The sequence below is a fragment of the Kluyvera sp. 142486 genome (assembly GCF_046569695.1).
Classification (GTDB): domain Bacteria; phylum Pseudomonadota; class Gammaproteobacteria; order Enterobacterales; family Enterobacteriaceae; genus Kluyvera.
In genome coordinates this window covers 14,429-37,552 of record NZ_JBKHUI010000016.1, presented here as the reverse complement: position 1 = coordinate 37,552, position 23,124 = coordinate 14,429, and the positions used below count along the sequence as shown (strand labels likewise).

22 protein-coding genes are annotated in these 23,124 nt (G+C 46.8%); 13 read left to right on the top strand and 9 right to left on the bottom strand.

What is annotated here, in order from left to right; translation table 11 throughout:
* Positions 1-37: 37 nt before the first annotated feature.
* From ACLGE8_RS17210 to ACLGE8_RS17180, 7 genes are read right to left on the bottom strand one after another with little or no spacing between them, the layout of a single operon-like run.
* On the bottom strand, positions 38-805 hold the full coding sequence (locus tag ACLGE8_RS17210) for a heme ABC transporter ATP-binding protein (protein WP_411000053.1): 768 nt from the start codon (positions 803-805) through the stop codon (positions 38-40).
* Positions 802-1,794: a FecCD family ABC transporter permease gene (locus ACLGE8_RS17205; protein ID WP_411000052.1), complete on the bottom strand. Its 993-nt coding sequence runs from the start codon at positions 1,792-1,794 to the stop codon at positions 802-804. The genes ACLGE8_RS17210 and ACLGE8_RS17205 overlap by 4 nt, the downstream gene beginning before the upstream one ends.
* A 50-nt stretch (positions 1,795-1,844) precedes the next feature.
* Positions 1,845-2,468: an anaerobilin reductase gene (chuY, locus tag ACLGE8_RS17200; protein WP_411000122.1), complete on the bottom strand. Its 624-nt coding sequence runs from the start codon at positions 2,466-2,468 to the stop codon at positions 1,845-1,847.
* Entirely contained in the window at positions 2,468-2,962 is a 495-nt protein-coding gene (gene hutX, locus ACLGE8_RS17195; protein ID WP_411000121.1) for a heme utilization cystosolic carrier protein HutX, read from the bottom strand. The genes chuY and hutX overlap by 1 nt, the downstream gene beginning before the upstream one ends.
* Before the next feature lie 12 nt (positions 2,963-2,974).
* Positions 2,975-4,315, bottom strand: a complete 1,341-nt coding sequence (hutW, locus tag ACLGE8_RS17190; protein WP_411000120.1) for a heme anaerobic degradation radical SAM methyltransferase ChuW/HutW — start codon at positions 4,313-4,315, stop codon at positions 2,975-2,977.
* A gap of 20 nt (positions 4,316-4,335) precedes the next feature.
* Positions 4,336-5,160, bottom strand: a complete 825-nt coding sequence (locus tag ACLGE8_RS17185; RefSeq protein ID WP_411000119.1) for a hemin ABC transporter substrate-binding protein — start codon at positions 5,158-5,160, stop codon at positions 4,336-4,338.
* Between the two features lie 2 nt (positions 5,161-5,162).
* Positions 5,163-7,265: a TonB-dependent receptor gene (locus ACLGE8_RS17180; RefSeq protein ID WP_411000051.1), complete on the bottom strand. Its 2,103-nt coding sequence runs from the start codon at positions 7,263-7,265 to the stop codon at positions 5,163-5,165.
* Positions 7,266-7,789: 524 nt separating this feature from the next.
* Between ACLGE8_RS17180 and ACLGE8_RS17175 the strand changes: the two genes are divergently transcribed.
* The 3 genes from ACLGE8_RS17175 to ACLGE8_RS17165 all read left to right on the top strand — a co-directional run bounded on the left by ACLGE8_RS17175 (position 7,790) and on the right by ACLGE8_RS17165 (position 9,219).
* Positions 7,790-8,122, top strand: a complete 333-nt coding sequence (locus tag ACLGE8_RS17175; RefSeq protein WP_185668736.1) for a DUF1971 domain-containing protein — start codon at positions 7,790-7,792, stop codon at positions 8,120-8,122.
* A gap of 10 nt (positions 8,123-8,132) precedes the next feature.
* Entirely contained in the window at positions 8,133-8,471 is a 339-nt protein-coding gene (locus ACLGE8_RS17170; RefSeq protein WP_411000050.1) for a DUF1869 domain-containing protein, read from the top strand.
* 211 nt (positions 8,472-8,682) lie between these two features.
* On the top strand, positions 8,683-9,219 hold the full coding sequence (locus tag ACLGE8_RS17165) for a hypothetical protein (protein WP_411000049.1): 537 nt from the start codon (positions 8,683-8,685) through the stop codon (positions 9,217-9,219).
* Positions 9,220-9,349: 130 nt separating this feature from the next.
* Here ACLGE8_RS17165 and ACLGE8_RS17160 read toward each other — a convergent pair.
* Positions 9,350-10,563, bottom strand: a protein-coding gene (locus ACLGE8_RS17160; RefSeq protein ID WP_411000048.1) for an IS3 family transposase whose coding sequence is annotated in 2 segments (ribosomal slippage) — positions 9,350-10,269 and positions 10,269-10,563 — 1,215 coding nt in all. Because the reading frame shifts where the segments join, the coding sequence is not laid out codon by codon here.
* A gap of 277 nt (positions 10,564-10,840) precedes the next feature.
* On the opposite strand from ACLGE8_RS17160, the gene ACLGE8_RS17155 reads away from it, so the two are divergent.
* The 4 genes from ACLGE8_RS17155 to ACLGE8_RS17140 all read left to right on the top strand — a co-directional run bounded on the left by ACLGE8_RS17155 (position 10,841) and on the right by ACLGE8_RS17140 (position 15,085).
* Complete coding sequence (locus ACLGE8_RS17155) at positions 10,841-11,644, top strand: capsid protein (protein ID WP_411000047.1); 804 nt, start codon at positions 10,841-10,843, stop codon at positions 11,642-11,644.
* Complete coding sequence (locus tag ACLGE8_RS17150) at positions 11,641-11,883, top strand: ogr/Delta-like zinc finger family protein (RefSeq protein WP_411000046.1); 243 nt, start codon at positions 11,641-11,643, stop codon at positions 11,881-11,883. Before ACLGE8_RS17155 ends, ACLGE8_RS17150 begins: the two co-directional genes overlap by 4 nt.
* A 15-nt stretch (positions 11,884-11,898) precedes the next feature.
* Positions 11,899-12,474 carry a phage polarity suppression protein gene (locus tag ACLGE8_RS17145; RefSeq protein ID WP_373240569.1) on the top strand — a complete coding sequence of 192 codons (576 nt, stop codon included), beginning with the start codon at positions 11,899-11,901 and terminating at the stop codon, positions 12,472-12,474.
* Positions 12,475-12,811: 337 nt separating this feature from the next.
* On the top strand, positions 12,812-15,085 hold the full coding sequence (locus tag ACLGE8_RS17140; RefSeq protein ID WP_411000045.1) for a hypothetical protein: 2,274 nt from the start codon (positions 12,812-12,814) through the stop codon (positions 15,083-15,085).
* Positions 15,086-15,120: 35 nt separating this feature from the next.
* Here the strand turns inward: ACLGE8_RS17140 and ACLGE8_RS17135 are convergent, their stop codons facing one another.
* A complete protein-coding gene (locus tag ACLGE8_RS17135; RefSeq protein ID WP_411000044.1) occupies positions 15,121-16,308 on the bottom strand; it encodes an integrase domain-containing protein in 1,188 nt (395 codons plus the stop codon).
* 480 nt (positions 16,309-16,788) lie between these two features.
* On the opposite strand from ACLGE8_RS17135, the gene ACLGE8_RS17130 reads away from it, so the two are divergent.
* From ACLGE8_RS17130 to ACLGE8_RS17105, 6 genes are all read left to right on the top strand, one after another.
* Positions 16,789-17,634: a DUF6387 family protein gene (locus ACLGE8_RS17130; protein WP_135697673.1), complete on the top strand. Its 846-nt coding sequence runs from the start codon at positions 16,789-16,791 to the stop codon at positions 17,632-17,634.
* 281 nt (positions 17,635-17,915) lie between these two features.
* Positions 17,916-18,122 carry a helix-turn-helix transcriptional regulator gene (locus ACLGE8_RS17125; RefSeq protein WP_000795663.1) on the top strand — a complete coding sequence of 69 codons (207 nt, stop codon included), beginning with the start codon at positions 17,916-17,918 and terminating at the stop codon, positions 18,120-18,122.
* 20 nt (positions 18,123-18,142) lie between these two features.
* A complete protein-coding gene (locus tag ACLGE8_RS17120; RefSeq protein ID WP_001019190.1) occupies positions 18,143-18,442 on the top strand; it encodes a hypothetical protein in 300 nt (99 codons plus the stop codon).
* Between the two features lie 295 nt (positions 18,443-18,737).
* Positions 18,738-19,940: a tyrosine-type recombinase/integrase gene (locus ACLGE8_RS17115; protein WP_411000043.1), complete on the top strand. Its 1,203-nt coding sequence runs from the start codon at positions 18,738-18,740 to the stop codon at positions 19,938-19,940.
* Positions 19,933-21,243 (top strand): tyrosine-type recombinase/integrase, encoded by a 1,311-nt coding sequence (locus ACLGE8_RS17110; protein ID WP_395281114.1) that lies wholly within the window; start codon positions 19,933-19,935, stop codon positions 21,241-21,243. Before ACLGE8_RS17115 ends, ACLGE8_RS17110 begins: the two co-directional genes overlap by 8 nt.
* Positions 21,240-23,114, top strand: coding sequence for a DNA-binding protein (locus ACLGE8_RS17105; protein WP_395281112.1), 1,875 nt, complete (start codon positions 21,240-21,242; stop codon positions 23,112-23,114). Before ACLGE8_RS17110 ends, ACLGE8_RS17105 begins: the two co-directional genes overlap by 4 nt.
* Positions 23,115-23,124 lie beyond the last annotated feature (10 nt).

Genomic DNA, 23,124 nt, shown 5'->3' with positions numbered 1-23,124 from the left:
GCGGTTTTGGCAAGGGTGCTAAACCGCCTGTGAATTATCACCTTTCCAGCACGATCAGCGGGGCGTCATCGCGGGTTCGGGTAACGGCGACTTCCGCTTGATAGAGGTTACGCAGCGCGGATTCCGTCAGCACCTCCTGCGGCGTGCCGTTATCGACCACCTGGCCTTTTTCCAGCAGCACGATACGGTCGGCGTAGCGCGCGGCAAGGTTAAGGTCGTGTAGTACGCAGCAGACGTTAAACTGCCGCTGCTGCACCAGCTCGCGCAGCAGGCGGAACAACTGTTGCTGGTGGTGAATATCCAGCGCTGAGGTCGGTTCGTCGAGAAACAGCCACTTTGGCGTGAGTTCAGGCTCCCAAAGCTGCACCAGCAGGCGCGCCAGCTGTACCCGCTGCTGCTCGCCGCCGGAGAGATGGCGGTAATCGCGGGAGGCCAGTTCGCGGCAGCCGCACAGCGCCATAATGTGCTCCGTCTCGTCGCGCGGGTTGCTGCTGCGATGCGGGTGACGGCCCATGCGGATCACCTCCATCACGCTGAAGGGAAACGCCATCTCCTGGTTCTGGCGCATCACCGCGCGAGTGCGCGCCAGCGTCTCCGTTGACCACTCCTCCAGCGCTGTGCCAAACATCGAGCAGGTGCCGCTATCGGGTTTTAGGTAACCGGTCAGCTGGCGCAACAGCGTGGATTTGCCCGCGCCGTTGGGGCCAAGAATAGCGACTATCTCTGCGCCGGGAAGCGTCAGCGAGACGTTATGGGTCAGACGGCGGCCGTTGATGCTGTAGGTGAGATTCCGGGCTTCAATCATAGCGCTCTCCGTGTCCGCAGGATCAGCCAAAGAAAATAGGGGCCGCCAATCAGGCTGGTTAATAAGCCGACCGGCATTTCAGCAGGCTGCACCAGCGTGCGCGCCAGCGTGTCGGCAACCAGCAGCAGGCAGGCGCCAGCCAGCGTAGAGCAGGGCAACAGCCAGCGGTGGTCGGCACCGATGGTCATGCGAATAAGATGCGGAATCACCAGGCCGATAAAGCCAATCACACCGCTAACCGACACCGCCGCACCAACCAGCAGAGAACTGAGCAACAGCAGCAGTTGGCGCTTGCGCTTGACGTTCACGCCGAGGTAGTGCGCCTCTTCATCGCCGAGCTGCAGCAGGTTCAGCGTGGTGGCAAGCCAGGCGGTGGCGATCATCGCTGGCATGGCAAACGAGGCGGCAACCAGCAGCGTTGGCCACTGGGCCTGCCCCAGGCTGCCCATCATCCATAGGGTCAGCTGGCGCAGCTGCTGTTCATCGCCGACGTAGCTCAGAATGCCGATTGCCGCGCCGCAGAGCGCGTTGATGGCGATCCCTGCCAGCAGCAGTTGGATCATGCCGCCGTGCTGGTGGCGCAGGCTAATCAGGAAAATCACGGCGCACACCACCAGGCTGCCGACGACGGCGAAAATCATCTGTTCGTACAGCAGAAAAGCGGCGGGGAGCGAAACGGGGAAGATAATGGCGACGCCAACCATCAGCGCCGAGCCGCTGCTCACCCCTAACAGACCGGGGTCGGCCATTGGGTTACGAAACAGCCCCTGCATGATCACCCCGGCGGTAGCCAGTGCGCCGCCGACCAGCACCGCCAGCAGTACACGCGGCAGGCGAATATAGAGCCAGATATCGCGGTAGTGCGCATCCTGCAACGAGGCGAAGGTGATTTTTAGCGCCCCCTGGCTGGCGCCGACCAGCACGAGGGTCGCCAGTACCAGCAGCAGGCCGATAAAAACGCTGAATGAAGAGAGTGAATCCTTGAACACGCAAAGCTCCGTTACATCGATGCGGCGCGATGTTCCGCGCCGCAAGGGAATTACGCCGGCTTGAGGCCCGGCTCAACCAGGCTGTAAACCTGCTGGTTGAGCGCTGGGGCGCTGGCTAACGCCTGAATATGCGCCGCGACGTCCGCACGCTGCACAAATCCGTGGACTTCCTGTTGTTGCACGCGCAGCGCGTTACCGGTCGCCTCACCGCTAAGCAGCCCGGCAGGGCGCAGAATGGCGTAGTCCAGCGTGCTGGTTTGCAGCCAGCTTTCCGCCAGGCTTTTCTCACGCACGGATTGACCAAATGCCGCTTTGGCACGCGGCGAGAGGAACGGCCAGCTATCGCCGCAGCCGAGCGAAGTCACCAGAATCATCCGGCGAATGCCCGCTTTTTCGGCGGCATCAATCACCGTGCGGTGGGCGAGATAATCCTGTGCGCCGCCCATGGTCGAGACAACCGTTGCCGTTTCACCGGCGGCCTGGCAGGCTTTGGCGACCATGTCAGCGTCGCAGGCATCGCCAATAAACACCCGTGCGCCCAGCGTTTCCAGCCGCGCGGCGGCCTCCGGGTTACGCACCAGCGCGACCACTGGACGTTTTTCTGCCAATGCCAGTTCGGCCGTGAGCGCGCCGACGCCTTTACCACCCGCGCCAAATATTAACCACGGGGTCATCATGCCTCTCCCTTCAGTACGGCGGCGAGGGTACGGAAGGCGTCAACCTGTTCGCTCAGCAGTTGGCGATGATCGTCGCGGCCGAGGAAAATTTTAAACATCGCGCTGCCTGCGGCGTTGAAGAACAGGATTGATGCGGTATCCATTGCCATAAATTTGCGCTCTACGAGGGCGATATGAGTGCAGTTTTCCGCCTTGATGTGGCCGGTCATGCCCTTCTTGCCGCGCAGGTTGAAGTAGCCGTGGCGGTGGAAGCCGGACGGTAGTTCACCGGTGAATTCCAGAATCACATCGGCGGTGTGCACGAGCGTCGTGACCTTGCCCCATTCCGCGACGGTGTCCCAGACGGTATCAAACTTGTCGCCCGTCACCAGCGTGTGGGACGGCAGGTTTTTTACCACCTCCAGCAGCGTGGTGTTGTACTGGCTGGCGATCGCTTCCAGCGTGCCGTCAGGCTCGGTTTTTAAAAAATCCTGCAGGGATACGTTGCTCATCATTAACTCCTGTTATTGGGTTTCAACCGCAATGCGCGGTGCGTTAAGTGCCTGAATAAGTTCATCAAGAGACTGCAAAATGTTGCTCGCCCAGAAGCGCCCTTCGTTGGTCAGACGCAGGCAAGTTGAGTCGTCGAGCGTCAGCCCGGCGCGGTGCCATTGCGCCAGCAGCGGGGTGAGCTTCGCGGCGTGCGGGGTCAGCGCGTCCAGCGGCACACGGGCGGTTTCAACACCGGATTGCAGCAGGTGACGCCACTGGAAGCCGCGCTCGGCGGTACGCATCATCATCATCAGCGGCTTTTTACCCGCGGCGATAGCGGCGTGCCAGGTATCGAGGTTGCGCTCGACCATCCACGAATAGCCGTTGACGGAGCCGCCCGCGCCAGAGCCCAGCGCCAGACAGTCCGCGCCCTGTTTAATCAGTAGATTGTAGAGGTTGCGCTCGCGGGTGGTGCGCGCCCAGTGGCTGTTGCTGATGCAGCGCCAGCCGGCCTGGTCCATAAAGTCGCAGCCCTGAAGATAGAGGTCGCGGCGCTCGGCGGGCTGCGGCACGCTGGTGCGACCGTTCTCAACCGCTTTGCCGAGCGGCGTGTTGGGCAGCAGATTGAGGGCGTAAAGGTCGACGCCGTCGAGGCCGATATCACGGGCAATAGCCAGATCTTCACCCCACAGTGCGGCGTTCTGACCGGGCAGGCCAAACAGCAGATCGCAGACCACCGCGGCGCGGTCGCGCTTGACCAGCCCTTCCATAAAGGCGATAGCGGTAGGGCCGTCGGAGGTGCGGGCCATCTTCTTACGAATTTTGCTGTTAAACGACTGAATGCCGATGGAGAAACGGTTAGCTCCGGCGTCCAGACAGGCATCGATCCGCGCATCGTCGAAGTTCAGCACCCGGCCTTCAATGGTAATTTCACAATCCGGTGCCAGCGGCAGGCGTTCACGCAGGGCGGTGATGATGCGTGCCAGGTCGTGGGCTGACAGCGCCGACGGCGTACCGCCGCCGAAATAGACCGCGTGAATGGGAGCGGACTGGTGCAGCACGCTGTCGGCCTCCATCTCAATTTCACGCAGCAGCGCGTCGGTGTAACGCGCGCAGTGGTCCTCTTCATAGCGGTTCTGGTAAAAGCCGCAGAAGGTACAGTGGGTGGCGCAAAACGGAATGTGCAGATACAGCAGGCGCTTGTGCGGCGGCGCGACGTGGTTCAGCACTTCCTGCCAGGTTTGCTCAAGCTGTTCTTTGGCGATAGGCACCGCGCCGCGCCAGGGCATCGTCGCCCGGCGATCCTTAAAGGGCTGGCCGCCCTCCAGCGCAAAGTGCGGGGTTAAATCCAGATCGGTAGGGGTATTCAACATCATCGGTCTTTCAACATCCTTTAGTGTGGCCAGAACTGGCGGTGCAGCGTTTCAACCGCGTCGGCGACGCGCGGACCCATGCCGAGGATCAGGGCCTGATCGATAACGACAATGCGCTGGTTTTTCCACGCGTTGGTGCGGGTGATCCCGGCGATCGCGCTCAGGCGGTTAAGATCGCCGTTGACCATTTGCGCGGTGACGATAATTACCTCGGGGTTAGCGGCAATCAGCGCCTCCGCGCTGTAGCTACGATATTGCGGATGCTGAGCCACGTTGCGGGCACCGGCGAGCGTCAGGATGGCATCGGCAACGCTGCCTTTCCCTGCCACCTGCGGGGCGCTGCCGCCCGCGCTGAGAATAAACAGTGCGTTCACCGGCGCGGGTTTACTGGCGCTGCTCTGCGCCACTTTTTCCAGCCGCTGGCGAATGTCGCCTACCAGCGCAGTACCGCTGTCCTCACGCCCCAGTGCGTTGGCAAGCGTATGGATATTGGCGAACATCTGCTCAACGGTGGCGGGGATTCGCGGCAGGGTGAGCACTTCGACGTGCTGGCTGCGCAGCTGGTCAAACACCAACTGCGGGCCTGCGTCCTGCCAGGTGATAAAGCGGTTTGGACGCAGCGATAAAATGCCTTCGCTGCTGAGCTGCTTCCAGTAACCGATGTGCGGCAGCGCGGCGGTCTCTGGTGGGTATGAGGTGGTTTCATCCACTCCGACCACCTGGTTGCCCGCGCCCAACGCGTAAATCAGCTCGCTAAGCGAACCGCCGGCCACCACGATGCGGTCAGCCGCCTGGGCGCTGAAGACGGCGGCCAGCGCCAGTAATCCGACAGCCAGTTTTTTCATCATCAGAAGTTCCATGCAAAGCCGACCGCCGCGTTAAAGCCCGCCGCAGGAATAGATTCATGCGCCGTGCGGTAGCGTTTATCGGTCAGGTTGTTGAGCGCCAGGTTGACCTGATACTGATCGTTAGCACCAAATTCGGTATTTACCGCCAGGTTCAGCGTGGCCCAGCCAGGCGTGCGGGTCTCTTCCGTACCGGTATCGTCTTTGGCGCTGGAGGCGGCGCGGATAAAGAGATCGGAGGTGACGTTTGCCGCATTGAGCATCAGCGTGTGTTTCATCCCGGCGCGGCCGTTAATCGCCGGCTCGCCGGTATTGGTGGTTTTCCCCGCCGGGGTTTCATATTCGCGGCGGATCAGGTTGCCGCTGACGTACGGTGAGACAATCCAGCCGTTATATTCGGCGCTCAACTCCATGCCCCAGGTGTTGGCTCGGTCAATGTTGTCGTAGTAATAGTTGCCGCTGCGTGATGAGTTGGTTGTGCCGTTGCAGATGGCCTGGCCGGAGCAGGCGACGGTGGCGATATAGTCCTTCGCCTGTGAGTAGTAGACCGCGCCATCGACCAGCCAGAGGTTGCCGTTGTAGCGGGCGCCCAGTTCATAGTTGTTGGAGTGTTCCGCTTCCAGGTTGGCGTTGCCGTAGGTTGTCCCCCCGCCTGCGGCGGTTTGCGAAAACAGCTGGGTCAGCGTCGGGAAGACGTAGCCCTGGGCGAATGCTGCCCGCAGTTCGATATTGTCGAAGCCCGAGTAACGCAGGCTGGTAGCGCTGACTAACGCATTGTCACTTGTTGACTGCGCGCCAATAGAGGTGTCTTTGGTGATACCGTTCGTCGTAGCATTCGAGTCGCCGCGGGTGAGTTTTGACGACAGCCAGTACTGACGCGCGCCGAGCGTCCAGATCCAGTTGTCGGCAAAATGCCAGTCGTTCTGGGCGAACAGCGAGGTATTGCTCTGCTCTGACTCGTTATAGGCGCGGGTTATTGTCTCCCGTGAAATCGGCTTGAGGTAGGTCGAGCCGGTGGTGGTCTGAGATACGCGATCGCGCTGGTACTGCGTGCCGACGACCAACTCATTATTGGCAGGCAGCGAGAAGTTGCTCTGTAGCGTTACGCCCTGGGTGTACTGCTTATCGTTGGTTTTGGTCTGGTTATGGATAACCGACGTCAGCACCTCGTTTTCAAACTGACGGGCGATGGTCTGCTCGTAGGCATCGAGATGAATTTTCTTCAGATAATCACCGTCGACATCTACGTCGTAGAACAGACCAACCTTTTCCCGCTCCAGCTTCGGCAGCTTGACGCTAAAGGCATCGTACTCGCCGTCCGGGTCTTCATAATAGGTTTGGGTCGAGAGCTTGTAGCGGTCGAGCGACAGGCCAAAATGCTGGTTATCCAGGTTGTAGCCGAGCCAGATGCCCTGGCTGTTATTGCGGAAATTAGTATTCGGCAGACGGCCGTCCGGCGTATCGCGATCGCCCTGATCGGAATAGCTGCCGTTGATTCGGTAATCAAACTGACCAATGCTGCCCCAGGCCGCCGCCGACTCTTCCCAGCCCGCCGTGGCGGAGTTATAGACCGCCTTCACCGTCCCGGCGAGCGGCTTATCGCCGCCTTTTTTGGTGATAAAGTTAACCACGCCGCCGATGGCCTGCGAGCCATACAGCACCGAGTAGGGCCCTTTGACCACTTCGATGCGCTCCAGCGCCGATTCATCAATCAGCAGCCCGGCGCCGTAGTTTTGCCCGGCGCGCTGGTAGGTGACCTCCTGACCGTCGATCAGGATCAGCACACGGGAAGAGGCTTCACCGCGAATGCGGATCTGCTTGCGCCCGGCGAGTGCGTTATCGGTAATCTCTACGCCGGGAATATCCTGCAGATCGTCGGCAATGGAGGTGCTGGTGGAGTTTTGCAGCGTCTGATGGTCGATAACCTGAATGGTTGCCGGACTGTTCCAGAGCGAGCTTTCTGAACGATTAGCGGTCACCACCAGCGTCTCTTCCTTGCTGGCTTTGTGCGGTGTTTCAGAAGATGTGGCGGCAGAGGCCGCGCTGGAAACACAGAGCGCCAGCGCGGAGAGTACGAAGGACCCTCGGGTAATGGAATGCAGCATCGGTATCCCTACAAATGAATATGATAATGATAATAACTATCAATTACATTTACACATCAGCAGAAACACGTCCAGCCTCGAAGGTATAAACAAAATGCATCTTTGATTTACGTCAATTTATGCCGGCGACAGGGCAGTGAAATGTGATTTCGATCACCACAATACTGAGCATAATTAAGTGGTTAATGCTGTTGGTTTGCGATAGGGAAGGTTGTTTAGCGAGAGGCGCGATGCTGGAAGAAGAGGGGATAATTAATAGATTGCAGGAATATATCAGATGTCGGCGATCGCATTGAAATTTAGCGGGTTAAAAAAAGAATCGGGCGGTTTATTACATTGCGAATAGGCATTATCTGAGGTGGATATACTTATTTAAAATAATCTAATCCTTATTGAGTATAAATAGGGGTATGGCCTGATGAAATTAAAAAATAATACCCTCAGTGATTAAAAGGGGTATAAGATATGCAACATATTTTCCCATTCCAGACCGCGCCTGAATGCGTGGAAAGAGAGGCAGAATCGTGCAGCGAATCATTATCCCCACCCATTACGTTCATACCCGTACCACGCCGCTGTGGACCAAAGAAACCGCACCCGCATCCATCTGGAAGCGTCATCTTGATGCCGGTACGAGACAGGGCGTGTTCCCCCGTTTGGCGGTGATGCAGGGGGCAATACGCTATTATGGTTATGCCGATGAGACTAGCCCGGAACCCGTTGAGACGATGACCATCGAAGCCGGACAGTTTGGCGTTTTCCCGGCTGAGAAATGGCACCGTATTGAAGCATTAAGCGACGACACCGTATTTAACGTTGATTTCTATGTCGATCCTAAGATTTTGATAGAAGGATGAAACTGAACTGATGAACAGTGAAAATAAAGGGTATTCCCTGGCGGTTATTAATGGCAATAACAAAGAGAAACAGGAAAAAATCTATCTTAAACCGATGGCGCTTTATGTTCCTGATATTGCCGTACAGGCCGTCGCCGAGCTTATTTCTCCGCTCTCTTCTGATAATGCGCAGGGTAAAGGCTTCTTCCTGACCGTCACCAATAATAATAACGGTGTGTCGGTGGATAAAGAGTTTGCACAACTGAGCGAGTTGCAGGACCCGACCGTCGCCGCCGATGCGGTGAAAGACCTGGTGAACATCGTTCGCGGGTATGAATCGGATGAAGAGACTAACGTCTGCGGCTGGTAGTACAACCGTTCCTTTCTGAGCTTCACCTTACAGTTAGCAGGTATCCTTGAGAGGTTGTCTGGGTTATCTGCAACTGTCCCTCCTTGAGTATTTTCTGAATCCACACTTTTTACCCCCTATTGTTTGGAGTTAACGTTACAAATGATTAGGCAACATTTTTCGTTGTCGATATGCTAAACCGCAAATTAGAAAATACGACTTCAACGAGGTTATGGTGCGTCATTTATATTCTGGGATAGTGATTGGTTTAGCATTTCTGGTAACGGCCTGTGCTCCGGGTCCTTTAGGTACAAAACGCTACGAGCCCTATACCGGGCAGGATGCGGCTGTCGTGTACACTCAACTCAACGACCAACATCAAGGGCTGGTTTATTTTCAGCGTTTTGCCAAAGAAGGCGATTGCTATAAAGATCAGGAGCTTATTTATATCAGCAATAACCTTATGGCCGGCAAAGTTCACCGTTTTTACGAAAGCCGACTTCGCCCGGAACAGTACTGGACTCTCTATGTGATGGATAACTCCAGCGGCCGTCAAATCGTCACGCAAACCGCGTTTATTCCTGAGGCTGGAAAGCACTATGTCGCCATACCTTACCAGGGCGTAGTGGAAGTGCCGCCAGATCTGAAGCTATCGGGTAGCGATAACCTGGATAAAATTTATGAGCAATATAAAGATAAACCGGCTAAGCACTGGAACGTGCGTAGTGGGGTGTGTAAGTTTTGGTTCGCGAAATTGATGGGGGCGTAAATGCCTACTTTGTTGAGGACGAGACATCTGATGATGTAAGGCTTTGGCGCTTATCTGGGTTAGTCCTCAACACCTTATCGCTAGCGGATGGCAATGCTCGCTTCTGCGCGAATTTCTGCTTATGTAGTGGTCAAGTAATACTGGCCACGGTTTTACAGTAAAAACGATATCTATTCTCTGATTCTTCCGGAGTCAACCCACCGTTGTAATGGTGAGGCCTGACGCTGTTGTAGTAGTTCAATATGTAATCATTAATTTGTCGCCGGGCCTCGTCCTTGCCTGCGTAACCATTCCCTGGCACCCATTCTGTTTTCAGACTTCGGAAGAAGCGTTCCATAGGACTATTATCCCAGCAGTTTCCCCGTCGGCTGACACTTTGTCTGATTCTGTAACGCCAGAGAAGTTGCTGATATTTCAGACCTGTATATTGGCTTCCCTGGTCGCTATGGAACATGACATCACGCGGTTGACCACGCGTCTCACAGGCCATCCGCAGAGCGCTGCTTATCAGTGCGGTATCGGGATTTGATGACAGACTCCAGCCGATAACCCTGCGAGCAAAAAGATCCATAACAACCGCCAGATAGCACCAGCGATTCCCTGCCCAGATATAGGTAATATCTCTGCACCATACCCGGTCTGGCTCGGGCACAGCGAACTGGCGCTCGAGCAGATTCGGCAGGCAGGTATGCTCCTGACGGGCATTTTTATACTGATGTTTTCCGGGCTGACAACTGCTCAGGTTCAGATATTTCATCAGACGCCCGGCACGGTAACGGCTCATCGGGACGCCGTTTTGGGTCAGCATTTCAGCCAGAGTACGTGCGCCTGCAGAACCCCGGCTCTGGTTCCATGCCCGGCGTATTTCGCTGCACAACCTGACGTGTACCGGATTAACCGTATCGCGTCGTTTTCGCCAGTACCGGTAACTGCTGCGGTGTATTTCCAGCGCGGAGCACAGGCTGACAACCGTGTGGCTGTCGCTCAGTCTGGCAACTATCGTGAACCGTTCAGCGAGTCGGACATCAAGAGCGCAGTAGCCTTTTTTAATATCGTATTTTGTTCCTCCAGGCGGCGAACCTGCTTTTCCAGCTCGCGAATACGTTGATGCTCCGGGCTAACAGGAGTTGCAGAGGGCGTAATACCCTGACGCTCCCGCCTGAGCTGGCGAACCCAGCTCTCAAGCGTGGTAGAACCGACATTCATCGCTTCACTGGCCTGTCGATATGAATAACCCTTATCGACAATCAGCTGTGCACATTCCAGCCTGAACTCAGGGGTGAAAGTACGTTTGGTTTTCTTGTTCATTAAGGCACCTGTTTTGTGTTGAGGTGAGAATATCACCTTTAATCAGGTGGCCAAATTTACTGTGCCACTACAAACCCTCAACTGCTCACCCTTTATCTTACTGTATTACTTATATTTTTATTCAAGGTGAACAGTAGTGAACAGTTATAAGTAAAAAAACAAACGATGAGTAAGGTTTTGCTGAGACCTTTCTCTGGCAAACCGGGTTTTTAAGTCCTGTTTGTGCCATCGCTGCTACAACCGCAATGAATCGAGTTGTTGTCTGAGGGGCGGCAGAATGGCGTCAGGTTGAAAACACACAGAGAGCCCGACGATGAAAGCAGACTTACTTACTTCAGTAATGAAAACGATTGGCAGCACACAGAATGAGACAATCCGTACAGCCATCGAGATCGCACTGGATACTATTAACGAGAAGGCAAACCAGAACGCAGCGACCACAATAAACAACGCACTTGATGCATTCAGTCAGGCTAAATCCGCACACACGGAAAATATGCTGAAACTGAATGATATCGAGGCCGCCATTACCCGCAGCGAGAAAGAACGTCAGAACGCGCTAAATGAGAGCACTGAAGCGGAACAGAACTGGCGCGCCCGTTTTCGCGAACTGCGCGGCATGATGACCCCGGAACTGAAAGCGGAACATGGTCAGCGAGTGGCCGGTCGTGAGCTGGCTGAGGAATTCGCCACCCTGATTGATGAGCTCAATGATGATAAAGCCCGTACTATGCTGGCCGCCTGTACGTCAGGAAAAGAATACGTCAGCGCTCATTCAGATGTGTTCTCTGCATATGCCCGGAATGAGTGGGCGGTGGTAATGAAAGACATTCCCCCTGCACTGGTACGTGCATTTGCTTTACGTCTGCGTGAGCTTGAGATTAAGGGGGAAGAACACCCTCACACTATTCTGATTCAGGAGCTGGGCGAGAATGTACTGACACAGAGCCAGTATTACGCATTCAACATGGAAAATGAGCCGGTGATTTCACAGATTGGCCTTCATCGCCCGGCACTCACCGGCGTAGACATGAAGCTCTTTAAAAGTCCTGCCCTCAGAATGTCGCGAGCTAAAGCGCTGGCGCAGAAGAAACAACCGCAGGGGGTGAAGCCATGATGCGCTGTCCGTACTGCAAACAGGCCGCCCATGTTCGCACCAGTCGTTACCTGTCGGATAACGTCAAACAGAGCTATCTCCAGTGCGTGAATGTGTTCTGCTCCGCGACCTTTCGCACCATCGAGTCTATCGACGAGGTGATACGGCCACCGGCAGAAGAAAAGTTCACTCCGGCACCAGCAGCCCCCGTGACGCCACTCCGTATTCTGGACTGCGCCCGCTCATCGCTGCGCCACTGATTCAGGAGAAAGAAAATGATACGAGCACCACTGGAACAGGCTTTTGAAGCCTGTCAGAAGAATAAAACGGACTGGATGAGCAGCAAATCGGCACTGGCACGGGCTGAAATGGCGCTGAAAGAGCTGGAGCTGACCTGTACCCGTTATGAGCCTGACGCTGTACAGGCGCTGCGTGATGATATTGACCTGAAAAAATGGGCGGTGAACCAGTCAGCCGGTCAGTACATCCGGTCACATGAGGCCGTGCAGCGTGTCAGCATGCGTCGTCAGCTCCACGCCTTTATGCAGGTCAGTGGCGACGCGCTGGCCGCCGCTCTGGCGCCGGAATTAATGCACCTCAGCGAACAACCTGAAATCGTCAGGGAACGGGCTCTCGACCGGGTGGCCGCCAGCATTCGCGAAGCGCTATCGGTTCATCTGGCCAGCGGAAGAGATATTCATTATGCGCAGGATGACCGGGATATTCTGACGACCATCGGATTCCGGCCTGACAGAGCATCCAGAGAGGACTGCCGGGCAAAATATACGCCTGAGCAGTGTCAGATTTTCATGTGCCGACAGACCACTCAGAAACGCAAAAAATCCGCATAAAACGCCCCGAAAATTCCCGTCTTTTTAAGAAAAATAGCCATGCATGCATACGCTGCATGGCTTTGCATGCAAAATCCTGAATTTCCCACACCCGGCCGCACCACTGCTGGCGTGGCCTGAGCCCTTCCATGCATCTGCATTAAAAGCGCCCCCGGAAGTGGGCAGGCGTGGCGGGGAGAGCATTGCGCGCTGTATATTTATTGGCTTTCTGAATAGTAGAGTATGTAACATACAGCATTAATAAGCATCGTTATCATATTGATGATACATTTTCATAGGTGGTAACAAAAATGCGTGTAGCTAAGCTTTAATTATATTTATGAAAAGGAACGGTAAGGTGAAGAATAAATTTAGTAAAAAAAAGATTAATAAAAAACAATTTCAAATACAAAACTCTAGTGATTTGACTGAGGTTATAAACCCTTTTAAGGATATGAGTAGAGAACAAATAAAAAAAGTAGTGGGTGCATCATTTTTAGATGCTAAGGAAAAATTACCACTATTAAAAAATGAACTTGTTGATTTGATAAAAGAGGTTAATCCCATTCATTTGCTATCAGGTTTTGTTACAAGCTCTCTTTCTCCTATTGATGAGAAAAAAGGTATATCTATACAAGATAGTAAAATTGCAATTCCACAGTTTTATATTGAGTATATTCAAGCTCTTTTCTTAACATTGCCTGGCAATGAATTTAATACAGAAGCAAAAACAACAAGTGAAGATTTTAATAGTATTAAAGATAGTTTGGATTATATCTTTTCAACAAATATGTTGGCGAGATTTGATGGCGGAACTGAACTTGAGACTGATGAGGAAAAAAGCGCATTTTTAATGCGGAGTTTAATGCAGGGGCAGACTACATCGGTTAGAAATTGGGGGTACTACACACAGGTAAAGAAAATTTCTTTAGAACTTTATGGATATTTTAATGATGGTCTTAAAGAGCATTTTGGGTTTAGTGTCGATAATGTCATTGGTTTTTTTGAATTCCTTATAGATACTATAGAATCAAAAATAAATGAAAGAATTTCAAAGTTACAGGAATATTATAAGCTTGATATAGGAAGTCTGCGTAAAGTAGTGTTAGATGAAACTAATGAAGATGAATTCTTGGAACTTATGAAATATGAGGTTCATGACGCGAACAAAGAAACCTTAATTTATTTTTTATTGGTTAGAGTAATGCATTGCGATGAGTCATTGTTTGTTTTTAATGACTCAGAAATATCATCTGGCACTTCTATTCCTATAAATGAAGTTAGAAACATACAAGCTTATTTTTCTCTTGAAAAAGGGCAGTTGGCAGGAATAAATAGAGATTATCTAACTCTTGATAATCCTGTTTGGTATAAACCTCTTATAAATAAAAGTCAGTCGGAGGTTTATTGCTTTATTCCTCAGGTATTTTTTAGCTTTATTATTCCTATATTTGATGATCTGATCTCCACGTTTTCTGACGTGACTTTATCAGATAGGAAAAGTGTCTATTTAGAAAATAAGATAAATGAGATAGTTAAATCAAAATTTGATGAAGCAGTAATATATAATGGCTTGAAGTGGACGCAGGATGGGCAGGTATATGAGACGGATGTATTAACACTTATAGATTCATTTGCCATTATCTTTGAAGCTAAATCAGGGAAAATATCTAAACCAGCATTGCGTGGGGCGCCAGAACGGTTAAAAAAACATATAAATGAATTAATTATCAGTCCGTGTATACAGTCACAAAGACTGAGAGATAGGATGATTTATTTAAATGGAAATTTGGATATTGAAGATGATCTTACAAAACAATTAGGTGATGAATTAAGAAAAGTAAAAAAGATTATTCGAGTATCTGTTTCACTGGAAAGTTTTGGTGCTATGCAGTCGCATATGCAAAAGATTAAGGCATGTGGATGGTTTACAGATGATTTTGAGTCCTGCCCATCTATGTGCTTAGCCGATTTTGAAACTGTTATTGATATACTAGAAAAACCTTCATTTGTTTTGCATTACCTCTCTTCACGTCAACGTATAGAGAGTGAATACAATTATTTTGGTGATGAATTGGATTTGCTAGGAACCTATCTGGATACCCTTTTTTGCTTGGAGGGATCAGATGAAAAAACCAATTTAATATTGACTACTATGTCACAAAAAATAGATGATTATTATATTTCTTTGGAGAATGGAATAAAAATAACAAAACCAAAACCAAAAGTGCGAAAACTCTTTATGGATATTATTACACAACTGGAAACGAGGAAGACGTATAGATGGTTGGAACTGTCCTTGTTACTAAATAATATACATCCAAATGAGCAGGCGGTTATTTATGATATGATAAATGAAATGAAGAGAAACGTGAGGAAAAATTGGAGGGTTTCTGGTCATGTAAATTCAGTTATCTATTCATCTGGGATTTTTGAAAGCTTTGGTTTTTGTTACTTTGCTTATTGCAACAAAAATAAAAAAGATGCTACATCTTTTTCTGAAGGTTGTGCGAATGAGCTTATAGATATTCAAGGGAAGAAGCTTTGTTTGGTTGTGGGTAAGAATTTAGATGACCATGATGTAGCTTATAATAAATTAGCTCTATATGGTGACTCCTCTTTCTTTTTTTGATGATAAAAATCAGATTGGGACTAATGTCCCAATCTCTATAGTTTGACCTTCATTCCCCACCAATTCATCAATTCGATTCTTTTATTTAAGTATGTTGAGCGATTATATGCCCTTCTTACTTCATTTTTATCTGAATGAGAAAGTGCTGCCTCAATTACATCAGCATTGAATCCTTGTTCATTCATAGCGGTACTTGCAATGGAACGTAATCCATGTGCAACTAACTTGCCACCATACCCCATACGCTTCAAAGCAGCATTAGCTGTTTGACTATTCATTGGTTGCTTTGGATCATTCCTGCTCGGGAAGATATGTTCGCGATGTGCACTGAGAGGCTTCATGATATCCAGAATCTCTAATGCCTGAGGTGATAAAGGAACAATGTGCTCACGCTTGGCCTTCATCCGCTCTGCAGGAATTGTCCAGAGCTTTGCATCAAGATCGATCTCAGCCCATTGAGCGCCAGATGCTTCTGAAGGGCGAACAAGGGTCAGGAGCTGCCACTCAATAAGACAGCGAGTCGGAACAGACAGATTCGACATGACCAGAGAACGCATCAGCTTAGGTAATTCTTCTGGTCGTAGCGTGGGCATGTTCTGCTTTTTGGGTTTCTCAAATGCCATTCCAACACCTGATGCCGGGTTAGCATCAATCAGGCCGATGTTGACTGCGTAAATCATTATTTCGTTAATGCGCTGGACCAAGCGACGAACAGTCTCTAATGCGCCGCGTGCTTTGATTGGTTCCAATGCTTCAACTATCGTTCTGGCCTTAATTTCTTGAACAGGTATCGAGCCTATTGCTGGGAATACGTCTTTATCTAGAGAACGCCAAATATCCTTCGCGTAGTCCTCAGTGACGCTTTTGCTCTTCATTATGAACCAGTTGCCGGCCACAGTTGAGAAAATACTGTCCAGTGCGATTTGCTGCTGTTCCTCTGCAATTTCAGCTTGAATTTGCGGGTCGATTCCGTTGGCTAATAAGGCAAGGTAATCAGCTCTTAACCCTCGGGCATCAGCAAGCGAAAGGGCAGGGAAAGCACCAAGCCCCATCATTGTTCGCTGCTTTGTTATCGGACGTTGATAACGGAAACGCCAGAGCTTTTTCCCGCTGGTTTTCACTATCAGGAAAAGCCCATCGCCATCATGCAGCGTCAGATCCTTCTCTAACGCTTTAGCGCGCAGAACTTCAGTGTTGGTCAGGGGGCGTGTTGTCCGTGCCACAGTGGCCGCTCCTTCATGAATTGGTATACGCTTTTAGGTATACATACTACCGTATACCTAAACGTATACCAATAATCACCGGATTTAGCCGGATGTTCTCGGACAACAATAGACACAAAAAAGCCCGCAGGGCTTGTGCCATGCGGGCTTTCTGTACTTCACCGGACGTATCCGGATCATTATTTGGTGGGCTGGCGTCCCTGTAATTAGCTATTCATTCCATTGATTTTTAATATTATTTAAACTTTGAATTTTATATGTGGTTCTAAAAAGGAACCATAAATCGTAATGGTATGGGTTCTCACGATTAGCGGATTGGAGAATTGTATCAAAAGGAAACAAATTCTTCAGTTCAACTCCCTGCTGGTAGCTGAACTGCGCAAGCAGGATCTGCTTTTCACCGATTAGTGAATGCGGTAGTTTTTCAGCAAAACTGAATTCTATCCGTAGGGCAGTACCAGCATAGGTGGAGAATGGATTTTGAACAACTGGTCACCAGAGCACACAAAAGACATCAAGAGTTGGTTTAAGATTGATACATATCACAAATTTGAAGACCTCTCATTGCTCCAGTTTTACCATGAGATATGGGCTCGTAACTTGTTCTTTAAGGAGTATCGGGAAGAGTTTGAGAGCAGAACTCTTATGGGTTACTTCTCAAAAATTTTCAGTGGCAATCCTTTTTTAATTGAAGAAGGGCAACTGGGATACATGACTCCTGCCAACAAACTTTTTCAGCCTCCCCATTTTTTTCTAACAACTCTTGATCGCCTTGCTGAAACGAGCATCATTGCTATGCAACGCGGAGGTTTTGTTTGGGATGGTGATGACAATTATTCAATAAACAGAGATCTTCGGGAAGAATCACTTTCAGATATTATGCCAGATCAGTTTTCACGAACAGTCATGTTCGAGATTGATTTGGCAAGTGGCACAGACGAAGAGATTGCAGAGTCGCTTAAAGCTGTATTACCGCAGTGGCGTAAAATCAAAGGTATCGAACCAGATCCTTTAGAATCAGTTCGCTTTGGGTATGGAACTATCAAGAAACTCATCAGTTATCGTGTGATACCTATGCTGGATATCCTGGTGTGGGCAGCCGTTAAAAAAATCCGTGTCTCTGACGACAGGTTATCCAGACTGCTATATACAGACGATGACGAAGAAAGCGAAATGAGGCAGTCTAGCCAAATCAAAGATACCGACAGGCCTTTGGCTCTTAAATCCTGCACAACTGACTTTATCCGACAATTCCATTACTTCATGAACAAAAATAGCCATTTGAAGCAAATGAAAGTCTCTGATGTAATGAAACTATCGGATTAGAATTACATTTATAACTGTTTGTTTTAATTGTGAAAATTAACTAAAGGCATCATTGTGAATGGTGCTTTTTTTTTGCGATTTTTACTTTAAACCGGGCATTTTGACACTTGCTATAAAACGGGGGAATTTCAGCTACTCTCAAGTTCCCCTTTTCTATACGGCACCAACTTCGAGAAAACCATCCTGCATAGCTACGAAGAACCTCCGCTTCAGGAGCTTCGCTCTTTTCTTTACCCAACTGCTCGTATAGTGACTTCACCGCAACGACAAGGGATAACGAAATGAAAAATCAAGCAACCCGCCTAATACGATTACCAGAAGTTCTCGAACGAACTGGCTACGGAAAAGCTTGGATATATCGTCTGATCAACGATGGTAAGTTTCCTGCTCCTGTCAAAATTGGAAGTCGTGCAGTAGCTTTCGTTGAAAGTGAGATTGATACCTGGATTCAGTCTGTTATCGAAACAAGTCGAAATAATGTTGCTTAATTGAACATAGGAGCGGTTTTATGAATATCGAAGAATTTGTAAGCGAAGAAAACCATATGTGCAATTTATGCGGAGATCTTTTTTACAAGATCTTTGACCAAGAAGTGATTTATGACTTACCTAATAACGAGTTTAATAAAGAAATCATTTACTGGCTCAGTCAGTACCTTGTAGGAAATCTGAGAGAACCTTTAGACTCGATCTCTGAGCTTAATGCTTGCAAACAGATATATGTTTACGAGACCTGGTTATCTCTAATTAAATGTCCTGATGAATTGAAACTCCTAGCGAAGCGGATAATTTTATATCTAATGGATTAAGAGCTTTTTATGAAAGTGTAAAGTTTGACTGCATAATTTACCTTAAAACTTTACAGAATAAATTACATTATTTTGGTTGTCGTTTATTAGCAAGGCAGTGAGATAGTTTTCGAAGTATTAGGTGTACATAATAATAACTAGATCTACCAGATGATAATTTGACAAGAATAATCGTCTATCTCACTGTTTTAATTTAAATTAAAATCATAATCGAACCAAATAAATTTGTAAATCTACGAAATGCTTATTATTAATATATTGGAATTATACTTTTTGTAAAGTTTAGGAGGAAAGTATGTGCAGTATTTGTGTGGATTCTTTTATGTTTGAAAATGGTGAGAGATATTGTCATGTCGTAAATAAAGATACTGGAGAACCATTGTATTATCCAAACTTGTATATAACAACACAAGTCAGGAATCGGTCAGAGTCTATATCAACAATGAAGGTTATTGCAGGTAGCATTTCATTGTTATATCGATTCTTTATGAGAAAAAATATCAATATTGATGAGAGAATCCAGAAGAAGCTGTTTCTCGCTCCTCATGAAATTGAGGATTTGATTGAATTTACTTCATTAAATTTCCGAGATGGAGGGGATGGTAATTTTAGGATTTTAAATGTCAAAAAACCAACTAAGTATTTTCGCATTACAACAGTAGCTAACTATCTTGAATGGTTGTGCAAAATACTTCTCTCACATGCAGGCCAGGAAAATACTATCAAGGAGGTAATGGCTTTCATTAACAACATAAAAAGAAAGAGACCAAGAAATAATGATAAATATAATATGGAAATCGAAAAGAGCTTAAACAAAGTACAACTGGATTCTTTGTTTAGCATACTTTCGCCAGGGGGTAACTTGAACCCGTTTAAGGAAAAAGTGCAAAAAAGAAACAATCTAATATTTCTTCTATTACATTGCTTTGGTTTGAGGGCAGGTGAACTTTTGAATCTGCGTATTGGCGATATCGATTTTGCAGAATCAACAATCGCAATAAGAAGGAGAGCAAATGATAAAACAGATTCACGAGTTTATCAGCCATTAGTGAAGACTTGCGAAAGAAAATTAATTGCTGATACAAAACTTATATATGAAATTTCAGATTATATTTTGAATGACCGCAGGAAAATTAAAAACTCTAATAAGCATGATTTTTTGTTTATTACCTATAAGGAAGGGAAGACTCAAGGGCAACCTCTGTCATTTTCCTCATACCATAAGATAGTTAGTATTGTTCGTCAATCCTCGTCACATCTAAGTGGATTAACAGGTCATAAACTCAGGCATACATGGAATTATGAGTTTTCGAAAGCAATAGATAAGAATCAGGAAATATCCGATGAAAAAGAACAGCAAATTCGTTCTTATCTCATGGGATGGCGACCCGGTTCAGATACTTCAATAATTTATAATCGCAGGCATATTTTTGAGCTATCGAAAAAAACTGCACTTGAACAACAAGAGCAATTATTCAAGGGAGGATTTGATGAATAATTTAATCAAATATAACTCTGATAAAATGTCTTTGCATGAACATAAAATCGTCAGTTCGATTGAAAACAATGGAATCAAAATTAGAGAATTGATATGTGTTATGAATGAAAAATTGGTTTGTGGATTTGTATATACAGTACAATATTATTTTAATAGCAACAGCTACTTGTATGTGAAAAATATTGTTAGAAATATGGAGAATCTTATCAGTAAACTTTCTCCTACTTATATTGATGATAAGGTTCTAATTGAATATCAAAATAAGCAATTATCAAAAGCCCCAGCATCATTTCGTGTTTTACGACCATTTTTGATTAAATGGTTTGAGTTAGGATATCCTGGAATAGATGAAAGTGCGGTAGAACTGTTAAAGCATTTGGACCTAAAAATAAAAAAATCTGGTCAGTCTGTGCTTCAAGATGATCCAACAGAGGGACCATTAACTAAAGAAGAACATACTTCTTTGATTAAGGCTATGAATCATTCATATAGAAAAGGTGAACTGTCACTGCCACATTATGCAATATCACTATTGATCAGCCTTACAGGTAGAAGACCTCAGCAGTTAGTTATGTTGAAATATAAAAACCTTCTTCAAAAGAACTTAGATAATGGAAAAGTAGAATATGTAATTACAGTGCCACGAGTTAAACAACGGGGTAAAGAACGACGATATCGAGAACTTGCAATAATATCAGAGGTTGCATCAATTGTTCAATTGCAAGCTAATCAATCAGTGAAACTTGTTGAGCAAGCTCTTGGAAAAACTCTTGATGATTATTCTAAACGAGAAGTTCCTATTTTTTTAAATGAGGAAAAACTCTCAGATTTATCCATAACAGGTTCAATTCTTCTGGAATATAATAAATTATATGCGAAGCCTACAATTGCTAATGTAGCATTGAAAAGTATTGTTAATAATGGGGGGGTAATATCCAACCGTACCGGTTCGATACTAAATGTTACTCCTCGTAGGCTTCGTTATACAATAGCAACTTTGCTGGCTAAGGATGGGCATAATGTTAATACTATAGCTGAATTATTGGATCATTCCTCTACTTCAAGTGCGGGGATTTATATTAAAAATCATGCTGACAGTGTTGAAAGAATTGATTCCGCAGTTTCAGAACAGTTGTCATTTGTCGCTGATATTTTTATGAATGGAATCACTTCGAAAGAGAATTATCATATTAAATTTTGCTCTTCAAAAAAATGCATAAGTCGGAACTTAAATAAAAATTTCCCTTGTGATAAATGTGCTTTCTTTATGCCGGTTGATATTGATGAGGTAAATGTTAAATGAATAATATTATTTTATTTAAATCTAAAAAACAACTTACGGCAGAAAGCAACTATAATGAATTTATAAAGTTTTGTCGTTATCAACTGATCGGACTAACCCAAACTCAGGATTGGAACCAGTATGCCTGGAAAGGATATGTCACATTTAGAAAAATAGGGGTTGGAAATAAAGTCTTTGATTCCAATGATGCAATGCACGAAGATTATATCAATTTTGCGAAAGCATATATTAGATATCAACACTCATTGAAACCCTTGAAAAATTATGGGGCTACAATGATGGCCTTGAGATGTCTCGAACAGGCTCTTTTGCAAGTTCTGAACAGTGGTCTCATTTATAATGTTACAGCCGTTGTTTTCGATGAGGCAATGCAGATCGGAAGTAAATATTTTGAAGGTAACGTTTTGGCTAAATGTGGAATACAGCTTGAAAAAATATCAAAGTTTCTATGTGAACATAATCTTGTTAAGTCAGGATATATCTCATGGAAAAACCATGTGAAACAGAAAGTCAAAAATAATTACCTTCCTGAGATCGAGGATTATCACCGACGCGATAAGTTACCAGATGAAGAGGCATTACTCGCTATTGCTGATATTTTTTCTAAAAATGATGAGTTACTGAGCCCAAGGGATAAGTTCACCAGTTCAGTATTTGCACTTCTACTTTGTTGTCCGAGCAGAATCTCTGAGATTTTAGCCTTACCTGCTGATTGTGAGATTACACAAAAAGATGATAAGGGTGTCGAAAGATATGGTCTGAGATTCTATTCTGTTAAGGGGTATGGCCCTAATATCAAGTGGATTCCACAGGTTATGATACCAGTTGCGAAGAAAGCGATTAGGAGACTGCTTTCCTTATCACAAAATGCAAGGGAATTAGCTCAATGGTGCGAAAATTACCCTGATAAATTTTACCGACATGAACTTTGCCCAAAAGTTGATGAAAAATTAAAGTTGACTGTTGTACAGGTTTGTCATGCACTTGGCTACCCTCTACATGATCGTAAATCATGCGTTCTAAAAATTAAAAGAACGAGTTTGGATGGTGGGAAAAGTTTCTTAAACTCCAATGATTATAACTATTCATTGAGTGACCTATGGGAAATGATTAGCTCAGGTTTTAGCAGAGACTTTCCATGGTACGATAAAGAGAAATCTATAAGATTTAGTAATGCTTTATGCTTGCTCAATGCTGATCAATTTTCTTTATCACGAATGGCTTCAATTTTCATATTTTACAAACCGACTAAAAGTTTCTTCTTTAGCGATATACAAAGTAAAAGAAGCTTTGAGGTGGGGTATAAAAATATATTTGCACGATATGGGTATTATGATGATGAGGGTAAACCACTACTTATTCGCTCACACCAACCACGGCATCTATTAAATACAATAGCTCACTATGGTGAAATGTCTGAACTTGATATAGCTAAATGGTCTGGTCGTATTAATGCTAATCAGAACAAAGTTTATAACCATGTGTCGGAAGAAGATATGTTAGATAAAATCAAAGCTATTAAATTGATCAAGAGTAATTATTGTAAGAGAGAGTCAATTCCCTCAATTGAATCGCCAGTTGACTTCGATAACCTTTATCAAGGGGCAATTCACTTAACAGAATTTGGTTACTGTGTGCATAACTATTTGGTTCAACCTTGTAATAAAATTAATCATTTTTTGGAATGCGACAATGAGGCACTGGACATGGAATCAATTGATAGAATGAAGCTTGAATCTATCCGAGAAAAAGTAACAAAACTGAAGAGTATAACGCAGACCGCTTGTGAAAATGGTGATTATGGTGCAGACAAATGGCTGCAACACCATGAGAAAAATTTGGAAAGAATTAATAAACTATTGAATAATTGAAACAGGAGAT

What these genes read in the sequence shown, in the direction of transcription:
- chuY (WP_411000122.1), bottom strand. Translation starts at nt 2,468, where the DNA reads ATGACCCCGTGGTTAATATTTGGCGCGGGTGGTAAAGGCGTCGGCGCG.
- ACLGE8_RS17120 (WP_001019190.1), top strand. Translation starts at nt 18,143, where the DNA reads ATGAATATCGAAGAATTTGTAAGCGAAGAAAACCATATGTGCAATTTA.
- ACLGE8_RS17210 (WP_411000053.1), bottom strand. Translation starts at nt 805, where the DNA reads ATGATTGAAGCCCGGAATCTCACCTACAGCATCAACGGCCGCCGTCTG.
- hutX (WP_411000121.1), bottom strand. Translation starts at nt 2,962, where the DNA reads ATGAGCAACGTATCCCTGCAGGATTTTTTAAAAACCGAGCCTGACGGC.
- ACLGE8_RS17110 (WP_395281114.1), top strand. Translation starts at nt 19,933, where the DNA reads ATGAATAATTTAATCAAATATAACTCTGATAAAATGTCTTTGCATGAA.
- ACLGE8_RS17165 (WP_411000049.1), top strand. Translation starts at nt 8,683, where the DNA reads ATGGTGCGTCATTTATATTCTGGGATAGTGATTGGTTTAGCATTTCTG.
- ACLGE8_RS17155 (WP_411000047.1), top strand. Translation starts at nt 10,841, where the DNA reads ATGAAAGCAGACTTACTTACTTCAGTAATGAAAACGATTGGCAGCACA.
- ACLGE8_RS17105 (WP_395281112.1), top strand. Translation starts at nt 21,240, where the DNA reads ATGAATAATATTATTTTATTTAAATCTAAAAAACAACTTACGGCAGAA.
- ACLGE8_RS17145 (WP_373240569.1), top strand. Translation starts at nt 11,899, where the DNA reads ATGATACGAGCACCACTGGAACAGGCTTTTGAAGCCTGTCAGAAGAAT.
- ACLGE8_RS17115 (WP_411000043.1), top strand. Translation starts at nt 18,738, where the DNA reads ATGTGCAGTATTTGTGTGGATTCTTTTATGTTTGAAAATGGTGAGAGA.
- ACLGE8_RS17150 (WP_411000046.1), top strand. Translation starts at nt 11,641, where the DNA reads ATGATGCGCTGTCCGTACTGCAAACAGGCCGCCCATGTTCGCACCAGT.
- ACLGE8_RS17170 (WP_411000050.1), top strand. Translation starts at nt 8,133, where the DNA reads ATGAACAGTGAAAATAAAGGGTATTCCCTGGCGGTTATTAATGGCAAT.
- ACLGE8_RS17125 (WP_000795663.1), top strand. Translation starts at nt 17,916, where the DNA reads ATGAAAAATCAAGCAACCCGCCTAATACGATTACCAGAAGTTCTCGAA.
- ACLGE8_RS17180 (WP_411000051.1), bottom strand. Translation starts at nt 7,265, where the DNA reads ATGCTGCATTCCATTACCCGAGGGTCCTTCGTACTCTCCGCGCTGGCG.
- ACLGE8_RS17185 (WP_411000119.1), bottom strand. Translation starts at nt 5,160, where the DNA reads ATGAAAAAACTGGCTGTCGGATTACTGGCGCTGGCCGCCGTCTTCAGC.
- hutW (WP_411000120.1), bottom strand. Translation starts at nt 4,315, where the DNA reads ATGTTGAATACCCCTACCGATCTGGATTTAACCCCGCACTTTGCGCTG.